This window comes from Mesorhizobium sp. M1050, assembly GCF_040318715.1.
GTDB lineage: Bacteria > Pseudomonadota > Alphaproteobacteria > Rhizobiales > Rhizobiaceae > Mesorhizobium.
Genome location: NZ_JAMYMV010000020.1, coordinates 63,654 through 87,844, shown reverse-complemented (window position 1 = coordinate 87,844; position 24,191 = coordinate 63,654). Strand labels below are relative to the sequence as shown.

General features: G+C 62.8%; 19 protein-coding genes and 5 pseudogenes. 10 read left to right on the top strand and 14 right to left on the bottom strand.

Annotated features, from left to right (window positions below):
• A pseudogene (locus NKH57_RS14055) lies at window positions 1-416 on the bottom strand (HipA N-terminal domain-containing protein); the annotation flags it as partial.
• Window positions 391-717 (bottom strand): helix-turn-helix domain-containing protein, encoded by a 327-nt coding sequence (locus NKH57_RS14050; RefSeq protein WP_502907291.1) that lies wholly within the window; start codon window positions 715-717, stop codon window positions 391-393. The pseudogene NKH57_RS14055 and the gene NKH57_RS14050, both read right to left, overlap by 26 nt.
• Window positions 718-912: 195 nt before the next feature.
• Between NKH57_RS14050 and NKH57_RS14045 the strand changes: the two genes are divergently transcribed.
• Together NKH57_RS14045 and NKH57_RS14040 are read left to right on the top strand one after the other, a co-directional pair.
• Window positions 913-1,116, top strand: a complete 204-nt coding sequence (locus tag NKH57_RS14045; protein ID WP_352944876.1) for a hypothetical protein — start codon at window positions 913-915, stop codon at window positions 1,114-1,116.
• A 663-nt stretch (window positions 1,117-1,779) separates the two neighbouring features.
• Window positions 1,780-2,463, top strand: a complete 684-nt coding sequence (locus tag NKH57_RS14040) for a sce7726 family protein (RefSeq protein WP_352944890.1) — start codon at window positions 1,780-1,782, stop codon at window positions 2,461-2,463.
• On the opposite strand, the gene NKH57_RS14035 is transcribed toward NKH57_RS14040, so the two are convergent.
• Window positions 2,377-3,426, bottom strand: coding sequence for a beta family protein (locus tag NKH57_RS14035; RefSeq protein WP_352944874.1), 1,050 nt, complete (start codon window positions 3,424-3,426; stop codon window positions 2,377-2,379). The genes NKH57_RS14040 and NKH57_RS14035 overlap by 87 nt on opposite strands.
• Window positions 3,427-3,825: 399 nt before the next feature.
• Between NKH57_RS14035 and NKH57_RS14030 the strand changes: the two genes are divergently transcribed.
• Window positions 3,826-4,326, top strand: coding sequence for a hypothetical protein (locus NKH57_RS14030; protein ID WP_352944872.1), 501 nt, complete (start codon window positions 3,826-3,828; stop codon window positions 4,324-4,326).
• Between the two features lie 575 nt (window positions 4,327-4,901).
• On the opposite strand, the gene fni is transcribed toward NKH57_RS14030, so the two are convergent.
• The 9 genes and pseudogenes from fni to NKH57_RS13985 all read right to left on the bottom strand — a co-directional run bounded on the left by fni (window position 4,902) and on the right by NKH57_RS13985 (window position 14,831).
• The gene (gene fni, locus NKH57_RS14025; RefSeq protein ID WP_502907290.1) at window positions 4,902-6,005 is read right to left on the bottom strand and encodes a type 2 isopentenyl-diphosphate Delta-isomerase; all 1,104 of its coding nucleotides are present in this window, start codon (window positions 6,003-6,005) and stop codon (window positions 4,902-4,904) included.
• 28 nt (window positions 6,006-6,033) lie between these two features.
• On the bottom strand, window positions 6,034-6,936 hold the full coding sequence (locus NKH57_RS14020) for a terpene synthase family protein (protein ID WP_352944870.1): 903 nt from the start codon (window positions 6,934-6,936) through the stop codon (window positions 6,034-6,036).
• Window positions 6,933-8,483, bottom strand: coding sequence for a hypothetical protein (locus tag NKH57_RS14015; protein ID WP_352944868.1), 1,551 nt, complete (start codon window positions 8,481-8,483; stop codon window positions 6,933-6,935). The genes NKH57_RS14020 and NKH57_RS14015 overlap by 4 nt, the downstream gene beginning before the upstream one ends.
• Before the next feature lie 130 nt (window positions 8,484-8,613).
• On the bottom strand, window positions 8,614-9,618 hold the full coding sequence (locus tag NKH57_RS14010) for a polyprenyl synthetase family protein (RefSeq protein ID WP_352944866.1): 1,005 nt from the start codon (window positions 9,616-9,618) through the stop codon (window positions 8,614-8,616).
• Between the two features lie 148 nt (window positions 9,619-9,766).
• Window positions 9,767-11,110 (bottom strand): cytochrome P450, encoded by a 1,344-nt coding sequence (locus NKH57_RS14005; RefSeq protein WP_352944864.1) that lies wholly within the window; start codon window positions 11,108-11,110, stop codon window positions 9,767-9,769.
• Complete coding sequence (locus NKH57_RS14000) at window positions 11,110-11,952, bottom strand: SDR family oxidoreductase (protein ID WP_352944886.1); 843 nt, start codon at window positions 11,950-11,952, stop codon at window positions 11,110-11,112. Before NKH57_RS14000 ends, NKH57_RS14005 begins: the two co-directional genes overlap by 1 nt.
• A 168-nt stretch (window positions 11,953-12,120) precedes the next feature.
• Window positions 12,121-12,246 (bottom strand): annotated as a pseudogene (locus NKH57_RS13995) (ferredoxin); the annotation flags it as partial.
• A 1-nt stretch (window position 12,247) separates the two neighbouring features.
• A complete protein-coding gene (locus NKH57_RS13990; protein ID WP_352944862.1) occupies window positions 12,248-13,537 on the bottom strand; it encodes a cytochrome P450 in 1,290 nt (429 codons plus the stop codon).
• A 91-nt stretch (window positions 13,538-13,628) separates the two neighbouring features.
• On the bottom strand, window positions 13,629-14,831 hold the full coding sequence (locus NKH57_RS13985; protein WP_352944860.1) for a cytochrome P450: 1,203 nt from the start codon (window positions 14,829-14,831) through the stop codon (window positions 13,629-13,631).
• A 157-nt stretch (window positions 14,832-14,988) separates the two neighbouring features.
• Here NKH57_RS13985 and NKH57_RS13980 point away from each other — a divergent pair, with 157 nt between their 5' ends.
• The 5 genes and pseudogenes from NKH57_RS13980 to NKH57_RS13960 form a co-directional block, all read left to right on the top strand.
• Window positions 14,989-15,330 (top strand): hypothetical protein, encoded by a 342-nt coding sequence (locus NKH57_RS13980; RefSeq protein ID WP_352944858.1) that lies wholly within the window; start codon window positions 14,989-14,991, stop codon window positions 15,328-15,330.
• A gap of 836 nt (window positions 15,331-16,166) precedes the next feature.
• Window positions 16,167-16,700, top strand: a complete 534-nt coding sequence (locus NKH57_RS13975; protein WP_352944884.1) for a peroxiredoxin — start codon at window positions 16,167-16,169, stop codon at window positions 16,698-16,700.
• Between the two features lie 69 nt (window positions 16,701-16,769).
• The gene (rpoN, locus tag NKH57_RS13970; protein ID WP_352944856.1) at window positions 16,770-18,206 is read left to right on the top strand and encodes an RNA polymerase factor sigma-54; all 1,437 of its coding nucleotides are present in this window, start codon (window positions 16,770-16,772) and stop codon (window positions 18,204-18,206) included.
• A 57-nt stretch (window positions 18,207-18,263) separates the two neighbouring features.
• Window positions 18,264-19,481, top strand: a complete 1,218-nt coding sequence (locus NKH57_RS13965; RefSeq protein WP_352944854.1) for an MFS transporter — start codon at window positions 18,264-18,266, stop codon at window positions 19,479-19,481.
• Window positions 19,477-20,031: pseudogene (locus NKH57_RS13960) on the top strand (transposase); the annotation flags it as partial. The gene NKH57_RS13965 and the pseudogene NKH57_RS13960, both read left to right, overlap by 5 nt.
• Window positions 20,032-20,348: 317 nt before the next feature.
• On the opposite strand, the gene NKH57_RS13955 reads toward NKH57_RS13960, so the two are convergent.
• Both NKH57_RS13955 and NKH57_RS13950 read right to left on the bottom strand, forming a co-directional pair.
• Window positions 20,349-21,554, bottom strand: coding sequence for a beta-ketoacyl-[acyl-carrier-protein] synthase family protein (locus NKH57_RS13955; protein WP_352665067.1), 1,206 nt, complete (start codon window positions 21,552-21,554; stop codon window positions 20,349-20,351).
• The gene (locus NKH57_RS13950) at window positions 21,555-21,830 is read right to left on the bottom strand and encodes an acyl carrier protein (RefSeq protein ID WP_023679611.1); all 276 of its coding nucleotides are present in this window, start codon (window positions 21,828-21,830) and stop codon (window positions 21,555-21,557) included. It lies immediately after the preceding gene.
• Window positions 21,831-22,404: 574 nt separating this feature from the next.
• On the opposite strand from NKH57_RS13950, the pseudogene NKH57_RS13945 reads away from it, so the two are divergent.
• Both NKH57_RS13945 and NKH57_RS13940 read left to right on the top strand, forming a co-directional pair.
• Window positions 22,405-22,506 (top strand): annotated as a pseudogene (locus NKH57_RS13945) (LysR family transcriptional regulator); the annotation flags it as partial.
• Between the two features lie 97 nt (window positions 22,507-22,603).
• Window positions 22,604-23,936: pseudogene (locus NKH57_RS13940) on the top strand (IS1380 family transposase).
• The last annotated feature ends 255 nt before the right edge of the window (window positions 23,937-24,191 follow it).

Sequence of the window (24,191 nt, the reverse complement as noted above, 5' to 3'; positions counted from 1 at the left end):
CCTTGGGCTTATCTTTTGAAGCATCCTGCGGGACCGCTATCGAGCCATCACTAGGCAATGCCTGCACGGCCCCTGGCAGATCGGTGCCGAGTGCTGCAAGCAGATCGAAATCATTGCCTGGCCGCACATTGCCTTCGTGGTGCTTTTCCATCGCCTCGCGTAGCTTCTTCTCCGGTAGGAGATTCGCGAAAAAAGCCGGCAAGGCGCCGGCCAGAGGCTTCGGATTTTTCCGCAATCCTCCCATCGCTGCCCGGAATGACAGGCTGAGAACCGGCAAGCCGCCCGTCGCGCGGTAGGCCTCATCGAAGTTGAACGCATTGAAATCGCCCGGTGTCCTGACGAGTGTGCCGACCTTCAGGGTCCAGGAGCACGTCCAGCGACGGGATCGTCTTAGGTGCGTGAAAGACTGGAGCCATGATCGTCATCGTCAGATTGAGGAACAAAGGCGGGCAGGTCGTCATCATCATGCGGGCGCAACAGAGCCTGGACAGCCGGCACCATGACTTGTGGAACCAGCATCATTTCCAGACCGAGCGCGCGAGCGATATTCATGAGCGTCGTTGCACGCGCCGCTGCGGCTCCCTTTTCGATGTCGCGATATCGGGGACGGGATATACCCGCCAAATCAGCGACCTGCTCTTGCGTCATCGTAGCGGCCAGCCTCGCCTGCCTTAAAAGCCCACCAATTTCGCGCAGAATTTCCGATTCAGAGTGCATCATGATACCTATACGATCTATTCCAATGCGCGACGATACGCAAAGGTATCTCATCCAGCGAGCAAGCGAACTTTGATGATCTGTTCGCGTATCATATATGAAGATAATGATATGCAAAGAGATCAATCCTTCATTTGAGGATCTCCCTGCCTTTAGCGCCGCGCGGGGAACGGCGCTCCTTCGGGAACAGCTGCTATGGCCACCGCCCACCGGCGTTTCTACCGAATGGGCCCGGTGCGTACGTCGGTGCGAAAACGGGCAACTGAAGAACATTCAGCGAACGGCTATTTTGACCTCGGCGCCGATGCGCCCGACGGTGGCCCTATGAACGCGAAAGAGACGAGCGATTTCAGCTGCCGGACGGCCTTATTTAACATGCCGATGATTTCGGAGCGCTGAAAGGGCGTTAGTTTCGGACGGCGTCCACCCTTCCGATAAAACTCAGCGCAAGGCCGCCCGCAAACCGGAAACCGACCAGTCATCTAAGGACAGGCGGTACCAGAACTTTGTCGAAAAGGCGCGAGAGCTCGGGACAGACGAGTCCGAGGAAAACTTTGCTAGGTCGGCGACCTGCCTAATCGATATATGATTCCGCATAGAACTCGCCATCGGTCAATCCGAACTCCCGATGCAAAATCTCTCGCGCGGCTTCGGCTGCTTTCACGCCTGCGGTCACGCTTTGACTACGGACCTCCTTGGTGAAATGCGAGACGTGCCAACCGCCACCGTATCCGTGTATGATTTCATTCATTTTTTTCAGCGTGGTCCTCAATCGATAGGACGGCTTGTAAACAACCACATAGCCCCGCTGCAGCTATCCTTAATGTGACCCTCTGGAGTCCGGTCTGCGGTGTTGGCAAAGTCCTCGTAGGCGGCCTTGGCGGCAGCATGCGCGTCGACCAAAACGGACTTCACTCTCGCCTCAAACTTGGCCGCTTCTGCCTTTTTCTGGGCTGCCCTTGACTTGAACCTCTCCTCAACCGTCCTAGATGCATATAGGCTCCACGGAGCGGATGCGACAGGGATGATCCGGCGACAAATAGGTCAGACTCATTGACCTATATGGTTAAAACAGGTAGTTTGTACACTTCAGGACACGGGGTCGGAATGCGGGATGCCGACGTAAGGAAGGCTGTGAAAGCCCAACTCGACGCCTTGCATAAAGGCGACCCCACAACTCGAGTCGTAGAAGAAATGGGGATCTGGTCTGGGACTGTCCGTGTCGATATCGCTGTCATCAATGGCGAGCTAAACGGCTTCGAGTTGAAAAGCGACAGCGACACTCTCGACCGGCTCCCAAATCAAGTCGAAATTTACGGTAAGGTTTTCGATAGGATGACCTTGGTCGTCGGCGGGAGACATTACGAGAAGGCGCTTTCCCGGATACCCGATTGGTGGGGGTGCATCGTCGCGACGATGGAGAGTGGTCAGGTATCCCTAAACACGCGCCGTAAAGCTAAGCGCAACCCCTCGCCCGACCCAGACATATTGGTACAGCTTCTGTGGAAAAACGAGGCGCTAGCAGTACTGGACAAGTATGGATTCGCGGAGGGATGGCGGAACAAGCGGTCAGCTGAAATCACTGACCGTCTCGTTAATAAGCTCTCCTATCGCAGGCTAGCGGCAAGCGTAAGGGAAACACTGAAGGCACGGGCTAAATTAGGGCAGTTGAGTTCTAGTAATTTCGATATGCCGATTGATGCTATAGCTGACCCAACTAGTAGGACTTCCGGCAGTGGGAGCTGAATTGGCGATAGCATCGATCATCTGGTCGCCCCAGCAATGTACCAATGGGAGTCGGTTGGTTAATTTACTGGTTATGTCCTTCGCATAGGCCCGATATTGTTGATCTCGCGGCTTCCCTACCGGCCCCTTTTCCTTGACGCCGTGATAGACGACAAAGTCCGGTTTTATGGTGTACTTCGCGTTGATCGGAACTGGCCCGCCGATGTCTTCTGTGCTCGCCTCAGGGCCAATGGTGGCGTAGTCGCCAAAATCTAGGCTGTACGGCAAGGGTGCTGCCACTAGTTTTGACCAGAGTGCAAATTCCGGTCTTAGCAACATGGTGCGACCCACCACGTAGCCTGTCAGGGTAGCGGGTATATTGCCTCCAGTCATGGTTATAGAGCGCCATTCCGCACCGTTCGTAAGTGCTTGGAATGCGACTAGGACGGAACTGCCAAGCGCTAGGACACTCGCGACCGAAGCGCCCATGTCTATGATCAGATCGGTTTCCGAAACCGGGAACGGCCACGACGAAATCCAGGTAGAAGCAGAGGTCATGTCGCTCAGGGTAAGACGCAGTGCCAACCCAAGCCCGTCTTGCTTAACGGCGCGTCTGATGGCGTCGCGATATTCTTTTGGCGCTGAATATCGAGCGGAAGGTACCAGGTAGAGTCCGAGCTTTTTTGCGGCCTTCCGAATCTCGTCTAGGTCGTGTTTGGTGGCGTCCCCCACCAAATCGGCTGCATCAAGGAAGAACAGGCTCTTCCCCCATGCATCGAATACCTGCTTGGCAAAGTGTTCCGCCGCGCTCAGGGGTGCCTTCTTAGGCCGGGTGTCGTTTGATGATTTCTTGGATGAACCGGTGAACTGAGCTTGTGTTAGAACGACATGCGGTGCGACGCCATTGCGAGTAGCGGCGGCCAAATGATTAAGTGCGGTGCGCTCGCCCTGCTTCCATCTCAAAATTGGAACATATCTCGTCATGATAACCCCCCATTTCAACCCCAAGGGGGCTAGACCACAATCAATTCAACCAACCAAGCCTGGTTTGTCAACGATATAATCGCCGCGCTTCAAGGGGGCCGGATCGGGATCGCACGCTGTGACGGGCGATCGCTGCATTGGCTGGATCTTCATGGCAATATGAAACCAGTCGATGATGGGGGTCGTCGCGGCATGGCGCGGGGCAGCCGCTTTAGGATTTCGGCGCCGTCCGAGATCACCGTCACATCCCCAAGGCCACCATATCTTTCCTGGAGAGGTGAAGAGCACGATCGCGGATTGCCTGCTGGTCGGTGCTGCCGGTAACGAAATAGCGACCCCCACTTTCGCCCCGTCCCCCGCGGCCGCATCTGGCTACGACGAGATCGAATTTCGCGCCGAATGTTGATCAGCGCTACGAACCTGCGCCATATCAATGCTGATGACGAACTCTTTGCGCGTATCTCCGGGAAGCTGCATCTCAAGCTGGCATCGGTGATCCGTTTGGGATCTCGCGCGCCAAGTTTCCTGCATCACCTGATCGTCGAGCCGCTTGCCGATCCTGATGGTACGCTTGCGCACGGTCGCATGCGTCTCAGTCGGTTCAGTGGGCAGGAAATCGGCCAGCACCTTCGCCGCCTGCCGGTAAGGGCAGCATGCTTCCTAGCCGCGCGTCGTCAGTTCCATCAGCTCCGGTATGGCTCGATCGGGACAAATTTCCTTCAGCCGCGCGAAGGCACCGACCATCCCTGGATGGCATTCCCGGCACAGCATCCATCGGGGATTAAGCTCAACGGCGCCAAAGACGGTTCGGATCCGGCGTGTCGTGTAGTCCTTGACCTGTCGGAACGTATGGCAATCCGGGCAAACCCGGCGAAGAAGGCATACGTCTCCGCCTCATGATTCACGACCGCGTTCTGCAGCGCTGGCATGATCTTCTTGCTATCGCCGATCGACAGGCCGATGTCGCCGTGGAACAGGCTCTCCCAGCTCTTGTCTATGCGGATCCCCTTGCGGCATGTGTCGCCAAATCCGTTCCGGCCCTCGATCGTAGCCGTCCATTCCACCGCCATCGCTTTGTCTCAAAACGATGCTGATGGACTGCTCGAGCCTAACAACCCGTGTTTGACCCCAGAGAAGTTACCGGTCTCCTCACGACCGACCACGCATGACTCGGGGTCAATGTGGATCGCTACTCCTTCATTGCAATTGTTTTGCACCATCCCTGCCGGTCTCCCGGCGCACGTTGTGACCCTTCAGGGGCTCAGCTCGGTCGGCGTGACCGATCACCCGTCAAAGCATCGACATAGGAGTCGAATGCGGCTTCACTCTCGGCTGTCCAGTCGGGCGTGGCGGGGCGCTTCCCTGATCACGAAGCAGCACCCTAACAAATCCGCGACCAGCGCGATTCCCCCGGCATCCGCGACTTTCTGACTCAATAAGACTAGCGCCCGCCGGACGTACGGGCGCCGCCGGCGTCAACCGGCGGGCGGGTGCGCCGAGGGCAACAAGCGCGCCTGACGCAACGCCGCCAGATCAGCCGAGCCGGTGCAGAAGCAGGCGACGGCCAACTGCCGAATGACGATCTCGAAATGCGCGACAACCGCCTCGGTGGATACCGTAGCCGCGCGCAGCACGCCGGCTGCCTGGCCGGCGATATCCGCGCCCAGGCGGATGGCCTTGGCCACGTCGACGCCGTCGCGGATCCCGCCCGACGCGATCAGCTTCACCGCTGGCAGCGCCTGACGTACCGCCTGCACACTGGCCGGGGTCGCAATCCCCCAATCGGCGAACGCCATCGCCACTGCGCGGTCGGCGGCATCGGGGGCGCGCTCGCCCTCTACCGCGGCCCAACTGGTGCCGCCGGCGCCGGCGACATCGATCACCGCCACGCCCGCCTCGACGAGCGCACAGGCCACCGAGGCGGACAGGCCCGACCCGACTTCCTTGGCCACGAGCGGCACGCCCACGCTGCGTGCGGCGCGAGCGATCTGCGCCAGGACGCCGCGCCAGTCGCGGTCGCCTTCCGGCTGTACCGCTTCCTGCAGCGGATTGAGATGGACGATGAGTCCATCGGCCTCCAGTGCATCCACCGCCCGGCGCGCGAGGTCCAGGCCGTCGGCCTCGCGCAGTTGCGCGGCGCCGATATTGGCAAGCAATGGAACGTCTGGGGCCAGGCGGCGCAGCGCGCGCGTCAGCCCATGGGAGTTGCGGGATTGCAGGCTCACGCGCTGCGAACCGACGCACATGGCGATCCCCAAGGCTTGCGCTGCCTCGCTCAGATGCCGGTTGATGGACTCCGCGCGTGGCATGCCGCCGGTCATGGAGCTGATCAGCAGCGGCGCGCGCATGGTCTTGCCAACCAGCGAGGCGCTGAGGTCGATCTGCGTCAGGTCCAACTCGGGCAATGCGCAGTGTTCGAAACGAATGCACTCCCAGCCGGCGGCCTTGGCCCACGCCGTTCGCCGATCCAGCACGATGTCCAGGTGGTCGTCCTTGCGCCGGCTCAGCTTGGTGTCGCTGATGCTCGCCCCATCCGGCGCATCGGGCGACGGCGTTGCGTCGGATCGGACCGACGGCAGCGCGCGCACGCCGCCGTTTCCCGCGCGTTCAGGCCGGCGCACGCTCGCCTCCCCCCGCAGCGTCGCTGCGGTAGCGGCTGGTTGAGGTCTGGTAGTACTGCGCGCGGATGGCCGCCATGGCTTCGATCAACGGTCCCCACGGCGGTGGAAAGGGTTCTTGCGCCATCACCCGGTGCAGCATGCGCGTATGGCCGGCCAGCTCGTCGTTGAGGAACTCCACCACAGGCATAGCCGGATAGCGCTGCAGCAGCAGGATCGCCGCGTTAGCTCCCTCGCCGGCCGACTTATCCTTTTCGCGTCCATGGAGATCGTTCTGCAAGCGTCCTATCGCGGAGATGAGCCGCAGGACCCGGCGAAACGCCGGATGCGAGCGCAAGGTCGCCATGTCCAGCCCCCATAGCAACGACAGGCAACAGAACACGTTCGTGTAGGCAATCGAATCCACGCCGTTCTGCAAGTACTCGGCGTAGGACCAGCGCTCTGCCCTTGCCACCTGCGCGTGTCCGGCGCGCAGCGCCGCGCAGTAGCACCGGGTATGGTAGAGAAGCTGAGCATAGTCGCGAGGATCGTAGGCGAGCGCGGCGAGCGAAGTGCGCAGCACAGCACAGCCCTCGAATCCGGGAAGCACGCACGGCACGCCCTGCCCCAGCGCCTGCTCCACCGCGGCGAGCTGCTCCGGCGCGATCAGGTCGAGGTCGTTGCAATCGTCGAGCCAGAACAGCAGGGCCAGTTCGCGATAGAACGCGACGATCAGCGTTTCGTCCAGCGGATCGCGGCCGGTGCGGGCGCTGGTGTCGCGCAGGCTCGGGTGGATGCGCTGCAGGATGTACTGCCCGCCCCTGACCGCTTCCACGGCATGCTCGTCGGCGAACCCGGTCAGGGAAAGCCCCCACTCCAGCACCTGCTGCAGCGCGCGATCGGTCGGGATCATGGTCCCGCTCCTGCTCCCTCGGCCGAGACGCGCCGCCCCCAGCGAAGCGCCAGCCACAACGCGGCGAGTTCGGCCACGCGCACGACCCGGGTGGGGCAATACAGTTCCTTTCCGATCCACAGCGGCGTCTGGGGCAATGCATGCGCCGCGTGGCGGGCGAGCATCCACTTCAGCGCGCGGGCCACCGCCTGCGCTATGCGCCGGCGCCCTGCCGGCTCTTCGCTGCCGTCCATCACGTGCAACGCGAACAGCGCATAAGCGGTTTCCTCGAATGTAGACGCGCGACCGGCGCCCCAGCCGCCGTCGTCGCGCTGCGCCTGCAGCAGCGCCGCCAGCGCGCGCTCGTCGCGCCACTGGGGCTTGCCTTGCGCGAGCGCAGCGATCGCATGCGCGGTGGGATACAGCCATGAAACGTGCCATTTTTCGTTGTGCCATAGACCGTGCGGGTTGCGATTGGCCTCAACGTAGGCGCTGGTGCCGGCGGCGGGCTTTCCCAATATTCGCAACGCATGTAGGGCATGGATGTTGGTCGACACCGAGGCATTGCGCTCGCCGGGGAAGGTGACGAACAGCTCGCCGGTTTCGAAATGGCGCAAGGCGTCGACCGCCGGGTCGCGGCCTGCAAGGCGAAGAACGCACATCGCAACGGCGGTGTCGTCCGCATCGGCCGCGAAGTGCAATGCCGGGCCCAGACCGCGCACGCCGAGGCAAGCGTCGAGCTGCGCGATGATCACTTGCACCACCTCGGCGAGCGCGGGATGCGCGAACAGACCGGCCAGATGCAGGGTGTACAGCGACCAGCATGGCTCGAACACATTGATCGGCCAGACGTTGGGAACGACACCTTCGATGCCGGTGCGCGTTGCCCGCGATGCCGCCTGCAGATACCCCTCGGTGCGCCCGACCTGCGGCGTTCTTCCCTGTGTCACGGCGTGTGCACGCCACGCGGCGGTGGCCGCCGGACTAATGCCGATGCTGCCGTCGTCGTCCGGGCATGCGGTGGCCGGCGACGTCCCCCAGGCTTCCCAGGAGTGCAGCAACGGATGGCCGCTCGGCAACGTCGCCACATCCCCCAGCTTGACCAGGCGTGCTTGCCGCAATGGCAACAGCGCCGGGTGGCGCGGAAATGCCACGCCACCCAGCAAGGATGCGGCCTCGTCGCACAACTGCGGCAGGATCAGCTCCGCGCCGATGGGCGCGTCTTCCGGCACCGCATGCGCGTAGGGATCGGGCTGGCGCTCGAGGAACCGGATGGCAGCCTGGACTGCGTCGGCAGCGCCGGGAAGAGGATCGGCACGCTGCAAGGCCAGCAATGCCGCCCACGTGGGCGCATGGCGAAACGGCGGGAAGTCCGCACTTCCCCATCCGCCATCGGCCTGTTGCTGCGCGATGAGCCACGCGTATGCGTCCTGCCGACCGGTGACGTTGCCGTCGAACTGCAGAGCTCGCGCCGTGTCGTATACGGACGGACCGACGCTGCCGCCGTCGCTCATCTCGCTCAGCAGGTGACGCAATTCGGAAAGGATCTGTTCGGACAGCGCGTTCACGCGGGATGTTCCTTCTGCAGAGGGCTAACGAGAACAGAAACGGGTAGACGCCGCGCACGTCGCCGCCGACACGGACACAGTGCAGCATGCAGCGCCCGCCGGCCGATCGCACCAGCACAGGGGCGAGTCCTTACGGATGGGCCGCTCCTGCGTATGGCGCGGACAGATACAGGTTGGCCCGCTGCAGCATCTGCGCCAACCCTTCCGCACGCGGCCCCAGAGGGGCGATGGCCTCCCCGGCGTCGTGCAACAAGTACAGCGCGAAATGGCGCGCTGCCTGCAGCCCCATGATCGATGCGCAGGTCGGCTTCTGCGCCGCCGCGTCCTTACCGGGGGTCTTGCCAAGAGTCGCGGTATCCGCCGTCGCGTCGAGAATGTCGTCGGCCACCTGCAACGCTAGGCCGAAACAGGCGGTGTAGCGATCGAGCGCAGCATACAGCGCATCGTGTGCGGCATCCTCCGCGATGGAGTATAGCGCGCCCATACGAACCGACGCGCGCACTAGCGCTCCGGTTTTCATCCGGTGCATCGCTAGGATCCTTTCCAGCCCGGCGTGCTTTCCGACCAGCGACAGATCCATGGCCTGCCCGCCTGCGGCACCCTCGGCGGACACCGCCTGCGCCAGTTCGCGCACGAGCGCGATACGGTTGTCGCCCGGCGCATCCAGGCTCGCCAGCGTCAGGAAGGCGTGGGCCTGCAGCGCATCGCCGACCAGGATCGCAGTGGCTTCGCCGAACTTTACGTGCACGGTCGGAAGGCCGCGGCGAAGCACGTCGTCGTCCATCGCGGGCAGGTCGTCGTGGACCAGGGTACAGGCGTGCATCATCTCGATGGCGGCGCCGACGTCGTCGAGCATGTGCGCCGGCGTGCCCGCCAGTGCGCCGGCAGCCAGACAGAGCAAGGCGCGGGTGCGCTTCCCGCCATGCAAGGTGGCGTAGCGCATGGCCGCCATCAGCTCTGTCTTACCGTCGTCTTCGGCGCAGAGCAGACGCGCCAGCGCCTGTTCGACCCGCTTTGCGCCGTCCTGCATCCAGATCTCCGGGAGCAGCCCGCCAGATGCGCCGCGCGCCTGCGCGCCCAACCCGCCGGATGCGGAAACGCCGATTCGGTCGCGTGGAGTGGAACCGGTCTGCATGTTGTGTCATGTCCTTGTAGCTGAGACGGCCACGGCGAGCGCAAGCCGTCACGGTGTTGCCGGCGTCACACGAATGCGTGCGCTGAGTGCAGCAATGCCGCACCCCGCCGGCGCCGCTGCCTTGCCACACAGGGCATGCGATGCCAGCTCATGAGAAGCCTATGCGGATTGCCATGGACGGATGTGCGGTCGGGTAATAGCGCCGGCCTTTTGCGGCATCGCTCAGCAACTGCGGCCGCACCCCGGCCTTGTGCATGGTCAGCGCCAAGGCGATGCAGAACTGCACCATTTCCAGCCATACCAGATGGTAGCCGATGCAGACGTGTGGGCCGGTACCGAACTGCAGCATGTCAACCGGCCGGATCGGCTCCGTGCGTTGCAGCCACCGCGCCAGGCGGAACTGATCAGGCGCCTCGTGCAGCAGCGCCGAGGTCGAGAAATGCAGCAGCGGGATGCATAGATGGGTGCCTGCGGGAATGCGCCGTTGGCCGAGTTGCAATTCCTGCAGCGCGCGACGCGGCAGGAGCGTGGTCGCCGGATGCAGGCGCAGTGTCTCGCGGAACAGCGCCTCGGCGACCGGACACTGCGCCAGGTCCGCGTGCCGAGTCGGCACCGCGCCCACGCGTTGCGCCTCCTCAACCAGGGCGTCCCACAGCACAGGCTGCCGCGCCAGCTCGATCACAATCCAGGCCATCGTCGAGGCAGTGGTGTCGTGGCCGGCAAGCAGCAGCAAGCGAATATTCGCGACCAGGACGTCATCGGAGAGCGGACCGTCGCTGCGGTCGAAGGCGCTCACCATGTCGTTGATCAACCCGGTGCGCGCGGCATGCGCGCGCGCGTCGCGGACGAACCGGCGCAACTGCGCGTCGATCCAGTCGCGGGCGGCGCGGCCGCGCCGCAAAGGCAGTCCGGGCAGGTCGACCGGTGGCGCGACGATCAACTGCAGCAATTGCCGGTACTTGCGATGCCATCCCGGCAGGTCCTGCGCGGGGATTCCCATGAGGCTGAAGATGAGCTTCAGCATCAGGTCGCCGGTTTCGCACAGGATGGGTACCTCGCCGCGGGCGCGCCATGCCTGCACCCGCGCCCGGATGACAGGCGCGAACAGGTCGCCGATCCCGGCCTGGGTCAGCCCCTTGGGCAAGAACGCTGCCTTGATGGCATCGCGCGCCTGCCGGTGCGCGCCGCCGTCCAGGGCAACCAACGTCCCGCCAAGCAATTCGGGCGCGATCTCTTCGATCAGCGCCGAGGACACGTCCTTGTGCCTGAGCAGTGCGAATGCGTCCGGATCCACGCAGGTCATCAGATGTCCGGCAGGGCCGAAATCCAGCCAAAAGTGGCTGCCCAGCGTCCGTTCTGCGCGCTCCAGCAGGCGCGGCAGGTCGCAGACAATGGCGGGAAGATGCCCGACCAGGGGGAAAGCGCCAGGCATGACCGGGATGTCGCACCGCTGCCGGTGCCGACGGTTGAGTGGGTTGAGTAGTATGTCCATCAGCAGCGCGCCGCCGTCGCCGATCCGGTGTCGCCGGCAGGGCGCGCGGCGCAGCCGTTGCCACCTTCGGCGTATGTCGGCACATGCGCCAGCATGCCGCCATCGATGCACACGACCTGGCCGGTGATGAACGCAGCATCGTCGGAGAGCAGGAACGCCACGAGCGCGGCCACGTCCTCGGGGCGGCCGACGCGCTGCAGGAGCTGGTGCCGGCGCAGATGCCGTTGCATGCACTCGTCCAAATTGGCGAGGAGACGCTCGGTCATGATAAGACCCGGCGCAACCGCGTTGCAGCGGATCTGAGAGTGACCGTACTGGGTGGCGAGCGAGGCCGACAGCATGTTCATCGCCGCCTTCGACGCGGCGTAGGACGTCTGCGCCGTGTCACCGCTGAGCCCCTGGCACGACGACATGTTGACGATCGCGCCACCGCCGCGGGCGATCATCCGTGGGATGGCCTGCCGGCAGCAGAGCAGCGTGCCGCGCAGATTGGTCGCCATGGTCTGGTCCCAGACTGCCAGGTCCAGGTCGAGGATGGCGCGGTCGCGCGGGGTCAGATGCATGGCGCTCGCATTGTTCACCAGCAGGTCGACCCCCCCGAAGTGCCGCTCCGCCGTCTCGAACAGCGATCCCACCGCCTGCTCATCGGCGATATCCATGGCTATGGGCAGCGCGTGGCCTGCTTCGGCCGCGATCTGGGCGGTGCAGGCGATGGCCGCCGAGCCATCAATGTCGGCCACCACCACTCTGCCGCCCCCGCGCGCGATGGCGAGAGCGCATGCCTTGCCGATGCCGGCGCCGGCGCCGGTCACCACGGCCACCTTGCCTTCAAACCTTCCCATCGTGTCTCCTGAATTGCATTGGTCTTTCGCAGCATGCCGCTGGGCCTGCGCCGGAGAAGGCGCAGGGTCGGCGCTGGCGCGCTCGTCATGGCCAGCGTCGCTTTCGATGACCCGAATGGCGGCGACCGGGCACTGGTTGGCCGCAAGCCGCACGGCGGCGTGCAGCGCCTGCGGGACCGTCGCCACACACACTTCGGCCACGCCGTCCGGTTCGCGCTGGCGAAAGGTGCCCGGCAGCGTCAGCACGCACTGCCCGGTAGTTCCGCACAGATCCTGATCGACCACGACGCGCATCTCAGCCCTCCTGCCCATGCAGCCGTACCGGCAGCGCGCGGAATGTCCTAAGGAACGCGGAGGGCTCCCGGGTCGGCTGCTCGGCCAACGCCAGCGTGGGGAAGCGCGCCTGGATCCGCGGCAGGCTCTCGGCCAACTGCACCCGGGCCAGTTGCGCACCAAGGCAGAAGTGGATGCCGTGGCCGAAGGTCAGCATGATGTTCCCGTCGATCGAAATGCCAGGACTGGTGCCGTAGAACCGCACGGGATCGAAGCGGTCGGGATCGGCGAAGGCGTCCGGGTCGCGATTGCCGGCCGCGATCAGCACGCGCACGTCCGCGTTCTTCGGGATCACCACGCCGCCCAGTTCGATGTCGCGCTGGGCGATACGCGGAATGGAGCTGAACATGGCGGGCGCGTCGAAGCGCAGGGCTTCTTCGACGAATGCCTTCACCCCCACGGCATCTCCCTTCAGCCAGTGCCGCTGTTCGGGATACGCCAGCATCGCCAGGACCGCATGGCCGATGGCCGCGGCAGTGGTGGCGAAGCCGCCCAGCAGCATGCCCCAGAGCATGCTGCTCAATTCCGCATCCGACAGCGTCTCGGCATCGTCGTCGTGTGCGCCGACCAGCATTGACACGATGTCGTGGCGGGAATCGGTGCGCTTGCGCTGTATGAGGTCGCCGAAGTAGGCCTGCACCCTGGCGCTGGCCGCGTCCCCCGCGGCGAGTTGGGGATCGCTGGCGTGGGGGCTCAGGCCTTCCAGAATGGCGCTGATCCCGGTGACGAGCCCGAGAATGTCGTCCGGGGGCATGCCGAACAGTTCGCCGAAAACCAGCATGGGCAAGGCCAGCGCGATTTCCTGATGCAGGTCCACTGCCTCCCCGCGCTCCAGTGCGGGCGCCATGCCGTCCAGGCGCGCTGCGACGATGCGAGCGATGGTCGGCCTCAGCTTGTCGATCTGGCCCATGGTGAAATCGCGCGAGATCAGCCGGCGCAGACGCGTATGCGTTGGTGGTTCCTTCATCGCTAAAGTGGACGCCAGCAAACTTAGCGACAGGCTGGTCGCCGCCCGCGGGAAATAGCGCGCCAGTTCGCCTGGCGCCGGCCCCCGAAAAGCATCGCCCGTGGCCTTGAGCGCCCAGTAGATGTCGGCGTGGCGGCTCAACAGAAAGAGGCCCGACGCCGCGCGATGTACCGGATCGTGCTCGCGCAACCACCGCATGAATGGGTACGGGTCCTGAATGCACGCTGGCGACGCCAGTTCGGCGAAGGCGTCCCGGCATGATGCCATGGTTTCTTGCACGTCCATCTTGATCACCTGTTGGCTGGCTGATCTGATCGGAGCGCGACAGGCGCGCCGGCAACTCGAGAACATCGGGATTCCTGGTGGCGTCCGCGCATCACCAGAGCACCGGGAACTCCTCGAACCCGCCAGTGATGATCTCCTTGCGCAACTTCAGTTCTTCGGGCGCCACGGCCAGGCGCAGCGCGGGAAAGCGCTGGAAGATCGAACCGAACACCGCCTTGAGTTCCAGCCTGGCCAGCGCCAAGCCGACGCAGTTGTGGGGCCCGTAGGAGAACGCCAGGTGCGGGTTTTCGTCACGTCCGATGTCGAAGATTTCCGGGTCGTCGAAATGGCGCGGATCGAATGACGTCGCCGGCAGGCCGACCAGCACCTTGCTCTCCGCGGGAACATGCACGCCCGCGATGGTCACGTCGGTCCTCGGATAGCGCATGATGCCGTCCCAGCCGGCGCCCGGCGGGTACATGCGCAGGATTTCCTCCACCGCCTTGTCCACCAGGGATAGATCGCCGACCAGGCGTTCGCGCTGTTGCGGATGGCGGAACATGGCCAGCAGGCCGAATTCGATCTGCGCGACGGTGCTCTCGTGCCCCGCCACCAGCATGCCCGCCGCCAGGCCGATCGCCTCTTCCTCGGTCGCCTTGCCCTGGTCGATCGCCGCGACCAGATCCGTCAGCACGTTGTCGCCCGGATCCTGGCGCTTGTCCCGCATCTTGCAGCGAATGTAGGCGCGGAGTTCTTCCCAGGCCAAGCGCGACGCGCTTCGCGGGCCGCTTTCATGCTGGTGCGTCATCACCTCGTCGGACAGCCCGGCGAAAAAGGCGTGATCCTCGTAGAGCACGCCCATCAGCGCGCCAATGACCATGGCTGGAAGCGGAAAGGAGAGGTGGCGCCGCAGATCGGCGGGCTGGGGCTGGGCCGCCAGCGTCTCAAACAACTGCGCGGCGATCGCCTCGACCTGCTGCGCGAGCTGCTTCACCCTGCCGTTGCTGAAGGCCGGCGCCACGATCGTGCGTAGCCGCGTATGCTCGCCCCCCTCGTGCGAGACCAGCCATCCTGGCGAACCGAGAATCACCGAATCCGGGGTGAATGCCGCCGGCGGCATTCCCGCGGGCCGGAACGCCGCGTCGGACAACACCGCCTTGGCCTCGTCATAGCCTGTCACCCACCAGCCTTCGTGCCCGGACGGGAAGCGCACGCGGTGGATCGGACCGTTGGCCCGTAACTCCAACATCTCAGGCGAGGGCTCAATGTGATCGACGCGCCACATCGGCAGCGTCGGCAAAGGTTGTTCGGACATGGGTGGCACTTCACTCTATAGCGATGGAAGGGCGGAAGGTGACCGGCGGGCGCTGCGGTAGAGAAGACCTAAGACGGCATGTAGAGGACGTCGTCGGAAGGCAGACCGATTATCAGGATCGGCTAACGCTTAACTGTCTAGGCAAACGCGCGGCGAGATGCAGAACGTTATCCTGTACCTCGAGGTCAGGATAAAGTCGGTGTGGTCAGCCTTTGACTCGCCGCCGGCCAAGATTTCCTGCGCAAGGGTCGACAAGGGCGGCGAGCTGTTGGGTAAGGGCGGTTTCGCCGAGGACCCCCTGCCCATAGACGCTATCCGACGCGGATTTGACATTTTGCTTTTCTTTCTTCGTTCCATTCGTGTCATCCACGAAATGAAAGTCGGTCGGCGGCTCCCGGCCCGCAACGAAGGTGCTTCAAATCTCGTGCCAATTTGGCCGCAGCAGAAAAAAATCGTGGCAGCTTCTCAGCGGCTTAGCCTGAGGCCAGAGAAGAGCTAGGCGAAATAAGCCGGTGTCGCGGGCCAACAAAGGCGACGGTACAGTGTCGGACAGAACGCCTCGGGCGACCTTTAAGTCGGGCCTGCGACATTCTGGTCCAGTTTCGAACATAAGAGGGCGGCAAACAGACACGATTGGGGAATTCGATCCTCACGGGGCCAGGGCGCTTGCCCAAGAGCGCGCGCTCATGTTGCTGCGACACGCGCATGTTCGCGATAGCCGTGCCTGCGCACCCAGGAACGCTAGCGCCACACGCTACGCAATGACTGGAGTGGCCTTCAGCCTCAGGTAATGCATCGGCTCGGCTTCCGGTTCGTCTTTGCCCAGCCGGGGCTGAAGCGCCGAATATCCGCACCGTACAGCATCGTTGTTGCCTGTGTGACGAGGCGGCATAGCGCGCGCCCGATCTTCTAAGACACGGCCTCCGAGAAGAAGGGGCGGTCCAACAGCACCTCTATTTGAAATGGCACGCCGCTTGCTGCTCCTGGTTAGAGCACCATCAAATCACGATGAAAGCGACTTGCACCATGCCCGACGCGCGAAGCTCTAGACAGTGGCCTGAGGAGACGGTGCCCGTTCCCGCTGAACATCGGGACATCGTCTCCTCCGGGCGCCATAGCCGTGGAAAGCAAGCAGCTCGACGGTCTCCAGCTCGCTCAGATCGATTGCGTTCGGGTGGCAAAGACCAGCAGCCAAGACATTCCCCGGCATGGAAAAAGGAGGTTGCTAACCGCGAGGTCCTCACTCCGTGCCCGGCATACGAGCCTTTGCTCGGTATTGCGCCAGGCTCTGCCAGAATCCAGCGCGCCAGTTTTCTACTTTGCAGGAGCAAATTAATGACAGTTCAAAAGAAAGTTCCCTTCGTCACCTTTCTCACACGTGTTCACGATAAGTCCGTCCAGGGGCCAAATCCATATCGCTGGCAGGAAAAGACATCTGACGACTACTTTGCCGGCAAGCGGGTCATCCTGTTCTCGCTGCCTGGCGCCTTCACCCCGACCTGCTCGACCTACCAATTGCCCAAGTTCGAAGAGCTCTATGATGAGTTTGAGAAGGAGGGAATTGACGCGATTTACTGCCTCTCAGTCAACGACGCCTTCGTCATGAATGCGTGGGGGAAGTCCTTGGGCCTGAAGCAGGTCGAGCTCATCCCCGATGGCTCAGGCGAGTTCACACGCAAGATGGGCATGCTGGTTGCCAAGGACAATCTCGGATTCGGGATGCGCTCATGGCGCTACGCCGCCCTGATCAACAATGGCGTGGTGGAGCACTGGTTCGAGGAGGAAGGTTTCTCCGACAACTGCGAGGCTGACCCGTATGGCGTCTCATCCCCGCAAAACGTTCTCCGAACGCTGAAAGCCGCCGCATGACCTAGAAAACGTCTCACTGGGGCCATTGCAGGCCCCAAGAGGCTCCTCGACAGGATTATCGCACTCACCATGCAATCTTCAGCAAGCCTGTTTCAGCGCCAGAAGCAATCCATCGTCGCATCGCCTCAACTCATTGAGTCGATTCGCTTGCTGCAACTGGCGCATACCGAACTGCATCAGTTCGTGGAGCGGGAAATCGAGAAGAACCCGCTCTTGGAATCTGCGTCAAACGATGGCGGGCCTTTTGACGATGCTTCGATTTCGGGAGCGGATCAGCCTCTCGGCCCTGGTGCAAACGCCGTTGAAGGGCTGACCGGGGCAGGGTCGCCTGAACGGCTCGGGCAATGGAAATCACTTCGCAACACGACCAACAACCCGCCGGGCAACGGCCCTTCCCTCGACGAGTTTGCCACCCTCGCCGAAACATTGCACGACCATGTCGCTCGTCAGATCGCCCTCACTGCGTTCACACCACAGGAGCGGCTGATCGCTGGCCAGCTTGCCGCCGATCTGGAAGACACTGGCTATCTTCGGGCAAACCTTTTGGAGCTGGCCGAGAGCCTAAATGTCCATGAGGCTGTTGTGGAACGGGTTCTCGGAACCTTGCAGCAATTTGATCCACCGGGAGTTTTTGCGCGAAGTCTCAGAGAATGCCTCGAGATTCAGTTGCGCCAACGAAACCGGCTCGACCCGGCAATGGCAGCTTTGGTTGCCCATCTTGAAATGCTTGCGCGACGCGATTTTGAGGCACTGAAGCAGCATTGCGGCGTCGATGAAGAAGACCTTCTCGACATGATGCATGAGATTCGGGCGCTCGATCCCAAGCCTGGGAACAGGTTCCAATCCGGTGCGTCTGAATCAGTTATACCCGACGTCTGGGTCACGCCATCGCCGCAAGGCGGGTGGCAGATCGAACTTGATCCCGCCACGCTGCCGAAGCTGCTGATCAACCAAACCTACTATGCCGAAGTCACGCGTCAAACTGCCCAAAATTCGAAAGATCAAGCATTTCTCGACGAATGCTTGCAAAACGCGAACTGGCTAATCCGCAGCCTCGATCAGCGCGCCAAGACGATTGTTAAGGTTGCGGCTGAAATCGTCCGTCAGCAGGATGCCTTTTTAGAACATGGCGTCGCCCACCTGCGGCCTCTCAATCTTAGAACCGTCGCTGACGCGATCGGCGTGCACGAGTCGACGGTAAGCCGGGTGACCTCGAACAAGTACATGCTTACCCCGCGCGGAGTTTTTGAACTGAAGTATTTTTTCACCGTCGCGATCGCGTCCTGCCAAGGCGGCGATGCGCACTCCGCCGAAGCTGTCCGGCATCGGATCAAAGCTATCATTGCCGCAGAATCTCCCGGCGACGTGCTTTCCGACGAGGACATCGCTGTCCGGCTGAAGGAAACCGGCATTGATGTTGCGCGCCGCACCGTCACAAAGTATCGCGAAGCAATGAACATCCCCTCCTCCGTGCAACGCCGCCGGGAAATGCGCTTGTGTTTTTAGATTTGGGTCAAGGCAGCCAACATCACGTTGCATTGCATCAAAGTGGAGACTTCGTTCATGACCCGATCCGCAGCAGGCGTCATGAACGCTGTTCTGCACGACCCAGAAAAGCCCGTCCCACCGTCTGGTCCCGCATGGGGTGCCGTCATTTCGCTTTCCTTGGGCACCTTCGGGCTGGTCACGGCAGAGTTTCTGCCTGTCAGCCTGCTCACGCCCCTCGCGCATGATCTCGGTATCAGCGAGGGAGCGGCTGGACAGGCGATGACGGCGACAGCTATCGTCGGGGCGATCTCGGCGCCGACGGTGGCCATCATCACAAAGCGCCTGGACCGCAGGACCGTCATGTGGACCATGACGCTGCTGCTGATCCTGTCGGACGTTCTGGCGGCCGGCGCGTGGTCGCTGGCGGTTCTCCTGACTGCACGCGTCGTGCTCGGCATAGCGCTCGGAGGCTTCTGGTCGATGTCGGCAGCACTGGCGATGCGGCTCGTTCCAAGCCACCTCCTGCCGCGCGCTATGTCGATCATCCTCACCGGCGTTTCCGTAGCTACCGTCTGCGCAGCTCCAATCGGCGCTTATGTCGGCGATATCTGGGGATGGCGAAGCGCCTTCATGCTCGCCGCAGCCGGCGGCGTCGCTACACTGCTCGTGCAGCTCATAACCATTCCGAGACTGCCTCCGATTGGAGTGACTAGCGTTCGCAGCCTGCTGGATGTGGCAAAGATTCCGATGGTCAAGGTTGCGCTTTTTGTCATCCTGCTGGTCGCTTCCGGCCACTTCGCCGGAATCACCTATATCCGCGCCTTCCTCGAAAAGATTCCCGCTCTTGACGTCGAGACGATCTCGCTTGTGTTGCTTGCTTTTGGCATCGGCGGATTCTTCGGCAATTTGGCCGGCGGGCTTCTGGCCGAGTACAGTCTCAAGGCAGTCGCGGCCCTTGCACCGCTGCTCATAGGGATAGCGGCTGTTTCGCTACTGACGGCGGGAGCATCGGCCTTCGCCTCGGCGATTGCGGTTGGCGCGTGGGGCTTTGCCTTCGGCGCGGTGCCGGTGGGACTACAGATGTGGATGGTGCGGCGGGCCGTTCCCGAGCAGGCCGAAAGCGCCGGTGTGCTGATGGTCGTAGCATTCCAAGTGGCAATCGCAGCCGGCGCGATTTTCGGCGGGCTATTGGTGGAGAATGCGGGAATCGCCAGCGCCATTGCCTACAGTGCTGTTGCCACGTTCGTCGCTGCCCTCATAGTTTTCCTGCTCGGCCCGAAGCGCGGAACCTAGCCTGAAAAATTCATGCCGGCTGGAGAACCTACCCGGCGTGCGGGAGCTGGTCGCGATGGGACGGGCGATGGTCGATCTCTATTGCGCCTCGTTCCGGCAGGTGCCGAAGCGGATCGTACTCGATATTGACGACACCTTCGACGCTGTGCACGGAGGCCAACAGCTCCGCCTGTTCAATGCCCACCATGACGAGTACGGCTTCCAGCCGATCGTCGTGTTCGATGGTGCGGGACGGTTCGTCAGCGCGATCCTGCGACCGGCCAAGCGGCCGAGTGGGGCTGAGATCCGCCCCCACCTGCGCCGCCTGGTGCGGGCGATCCGGATCAACTGGCCGAACATTCGAATCCTGCTCCGCGGCGATAGCCATTATTGCAACCCGCAGGTCATCGACTGGTGCCGCGCCAACGACGTCGACTTCATCTTTGGCCTCGCGCTCACCACGACCCTGCGCAAGCATGTCGCGGATCTGGAGGCCAGCACGACGGCGCGCTTCGAAGCGTCGGCCAAGACAGGCAAGGTCCGCAGGTTCAAGGAGTTCGTTGAGGGCGCCCGCGGCGCGGCCGGGCCGGCAGCACTCAGCGACTATAACGGGCGCAGAGCCGACCCTGCGGCTTCCGGACATTGTCGTGTACAGCTTCAGACCCTCAAGCCGAGCCCGCAGGGCCTCGCTTACCTTTTACGGGGCGGCGGTACGTCCAAGCCGCTTCAACAGTTAAGAATTTCGCAAAGACGATACCCCCGGATCGTCGAGCTTCCGTGCCACTTCCCGCATTCGCCGAGGCGGTCAATGACCCGCCCTTCACAATAGTTATCCGGCAAGCATCTGGATGCGAGAGATAATGTTGCCGGAGGCATCTCTCATGGCTTCTACACCTGCCTGAACGCCAGAACCGCGTTCGTGCCGCCAAAGGCGAAGGAGTTGCTCAGTGCCACGCGCACCTTGCGCTCACGTGCCACATTGGGCGTGACGTCGAGATCGCAATCGGGGTCCAGCTCACGATAATTGGCAGTCGGCGGCACGACGCTCTCGCGGATAGCCATCACGCAGGCGATCAACTCGAGCGCGCCGGACGCGCCGAGGCAATGCGCGTGCATGGACTTGGTAGAAGAAATGGACATTGAGAAGGCGTGCTGACCGAAGACGCGCTTGATCGCCGCCGTCTCGATCTGGTCGTTGGCCTTGGTGCCGGTGCCGTGCGCGTTGAGATAGTCGACATCCTCTGCGTCCAGCCTGGCATCGGCAAGGCAGGCCCGCATTGCTGCCTCCGGCCCCTCGACAGTCGGCGCGACGATGTCGGACGCATCGGCGGAAAGGCCGGCACCGGCAATTTCGGCAAGGATGGTGGCGCCCCGAGCCAGGGCATGCTCGTAGCTTTCCAGCACCGCCATGCCGGCGCCTTCACCAAGCGACAGGCCCTGGCGATCGGCCGAGAATGGCCGGCAAGTATCGGGCGAAAGCACGCGGATCGCTTCCCATGCCTTCAGCACACCCCATATGAGCGGCGCTTCGCTGCCGCCGGCAAGCATCACGTCGGCCCGGCCGTGCCTGATCTGGTCCACCGCGCAGGCAATCGCATGGTTTGCCGAGGAACAGGCGGACGTGACGCCGAAGACCGGCCCGCGCAGGCCGAGACTCATGCTGACCTGGCCGGCAGCGGCACCCGGCATCGCCTTGGGTACAGTCAAGAGAGCGGCACGCTTACCGCCCAGAAGGATGGCGCGGTAGGTTTGCTCGATCGCATCCCACCCGCAGCCGCCAACGCCCACCGTCGCACCGAAGCGATAGCTATTTCCCTCTTTGGAGGAAAGTCCGGCCTGACGCATGGCTTCGCGCGCCGCAAGCACAGCCAGCAGGCTGAAGCGGTCCATGGAGATGAGTTGCTTGCCGTCGATGTCATGCTCCGGCAGCGCCTTGATCTCGGCACCGATCCTGACCCTCAATTCATGGAGCTCGGAGTTGACGATTGGGCCGATGGCGGAGCGGCCTTCTCGCATCTCTGTCCAAATGGCGGCGGCGTTGGTCCCAAGCCCGCAAATCCCGCCAATCCCAGTAATCACGACCCGCCTGTCCATTCACACCCCCTTAGCGAGCAAGCTGCGCACGGCTTCCACCATGTCCCCAACATTCTGGAGATCCGACCATGCCTCGGCCGTATTCATCTCGATCTCGATGCCGTAGGCCTGCTCCAGGTCCCAGAGAACGTCCGCCAATCCCAGTGAATCGATACCGAGCGAAGTCAGTCCCGTGGCAGCCGTTATCTCGCCGCCTGTGGCAGGCGCTATGCCGCCCTCCGACGCGGCGCGCTTCTTGATCATGGCGATTATTTCGTTGGCGAGTTGATCTGCCATCTTGTTCCTTTCCAGCTTGCGTTTTCGGCGTCGTTCAAAACCCGAGTCGCGTCGCATTGCCAAAATTGCCCCTCATAGAGCCTGTGCGACCGACCAAGCCCAATGCCCATGGAACCGGACGAGCTCCGGCTTCTGCGGCGTCAGCCCGATGACGAAGAAAAGTCGCCGGCCTCCCGCTTTTGCGCCAGCACATCGAGAATCTGCGTGTAAATGGATAGGAACCGTCGTCAAACGTCAGCTAAACGCTGCGACGGTGGGTGCTGTCAGCGTATTCACTCGGCACCTCATATGTAATCGAGATGTTTCATAGCTCCGGACCAGTTGCGATCAACAATTGTACCGGTCCGCCATTCGTCGGAGAGTTCGACATGATCGGAGCGCTGCCTCTCATTCCCAGTACAATCTCCACCGCACGCGACAGATTTCCTCTTTCGGGCTCTTCTCAAGGGACTCGCCACGCGATAGAGGCAGTGATCGGCGCACGTGAGGTCCTGCCAAGTCCATGCGACATTCCGGAAAATTGGTAAAATCGTTTGTTTCAATCAAATTCATCCACGCTATGGATAGCTAAGACATGCGTTTTAAAGGGCTCGATCTGAATCTTCTCGTCGTTCTCGACGCGCTGCTGAGCGAGCGCGGCCTCACGGCGGCGGCACGCCGCATCAACCTAACCAAATTCATGGGGGTTGGTGGATGTGGCGCAAGCCGTTGAAATGACGTAGGATTTGGTTGCTTAAGCCGATCCGAACCATTTCCCGGAGACCACACCCACCATGAACGATCTTGCGCTGCCGCTGAGCGGTTTGTCATCAGTCGGCGGCAAGTCCGTCGTCGCCCGTTTCGACGGCGGCATGCTGTCGTCCAACAGCGGCGTTCTGGCCTTGGCCGAGGTGGAAAAGCGGTTGCGGGTGGCCGAGCGTCTGGCGCGTTGCATCGACGATCCGCGCTGCCCGGACCAGGTCGTCCACAGCCTGGCGGACATGATCGGCTTTCGCATGAAGATGATCGCCGCCGGCTACGAGGACGGCAACGACGCCAATCGGCTGCGCTGCGATCCGGTCTTCAAGATGGCCCAGGATGCGCTGACGTCCGGTCGGGATCTGGCGTCGCAATCGACGATGTGCCGGCTGGAGAACCTGCCCGGCGTGCGGGAGCTGGTCGCGATGGGCGGGCGATGGTCAATCTCTATTGCGCCTCGTTCCGGCAGGTGCCGAAGCGGATCGCACTCGACATTGACGACATCTTCGACGCTGTGCACGGAGGCCAACAGCTTCGCCTGTTCAATGCCCACCATGACGAGTACGGCTTCCAGCCGATCTTAGTGTTCGATGGTGCGGGACGGTTCGTCAGCGCGATCCTGGGACCGGCCGAGCGGGGCTGAGATCCGCCCCCACCTGCGCCGCCTGGTGCGGGCGATCCGGAGCAACTGGCCGAACACCCGGATCCTGATCCGGGCCGATAGCCATTAGCAGTCCGCAGGTCATCGACTGGTGCCGCGATGTCGAGTTTATCCTCGGCATGGCGCCCACACGATCTTGCGCAAGCATGTCGCGGATCTGGTGACGAGCACGACAGCGCGCTTCGAAGCGTCGGCGAAGACGGGCAAGGTCCGCGGGTTCAAGGAGTTCGTTGACGGCGCCGCCAGCTGGAGCCGCGTCGAGCGCATCATAGCGCGGGTCGAGGTCGGCGCCCAGGGCGCCGATATCCGCTTCATCGTCACCAACCTTGCAGGTGGCAAGGCCAAGGCGCTCTACGAGGATGTCTACTGTGGGCGCGGCGCGGCCGAGAACCCCATCAAGTCGTGGAAGACCCATCTCGCCGCCGGCCGCACCTCCTGCCCAGAGCGACGGCCAACTAGGCTAAGGCTAGTTCCGGCTGTTTCTGCATGCCGGCGCCTACTGGCTTCTGTGGGGCCTGCGCGCCGCGATGCCGAAACGCTCGAGCTTTGCAGTCGCCCAATTCGACACGCTGCGATTGCGCCTCATCAAAATCGCTGCGCGGGTGGTCGAGATGAAATCGCAAATCCGCCTGCACCTGCCGACATCGTGCCCCGACCAGCGCATCCTGCGCATCGTCCTCGATCGCATCCCCCAACTCGCGACGTAACGATGGGGCGCAGACGCCCCGAAACGAACCCGTCGACCGCAACCTGCAAACCCCCGCCTGCCATCACGACGGAGCAATCCCGGCGCCTGACGAGCCTTGTCAAAATGCACCCCGAGGGCGAGTCGCCGATGCAGGCCGCCGAAAGCCGATCGCCGTGCATCAAGGCGGCTAGACCGCCTGACAGGAGAGATCTCAGCAGCGCAGCGGGACGAGAGGTCCAATCGATGCACGGCGCGGCGCGATCCTCCGCTTGCA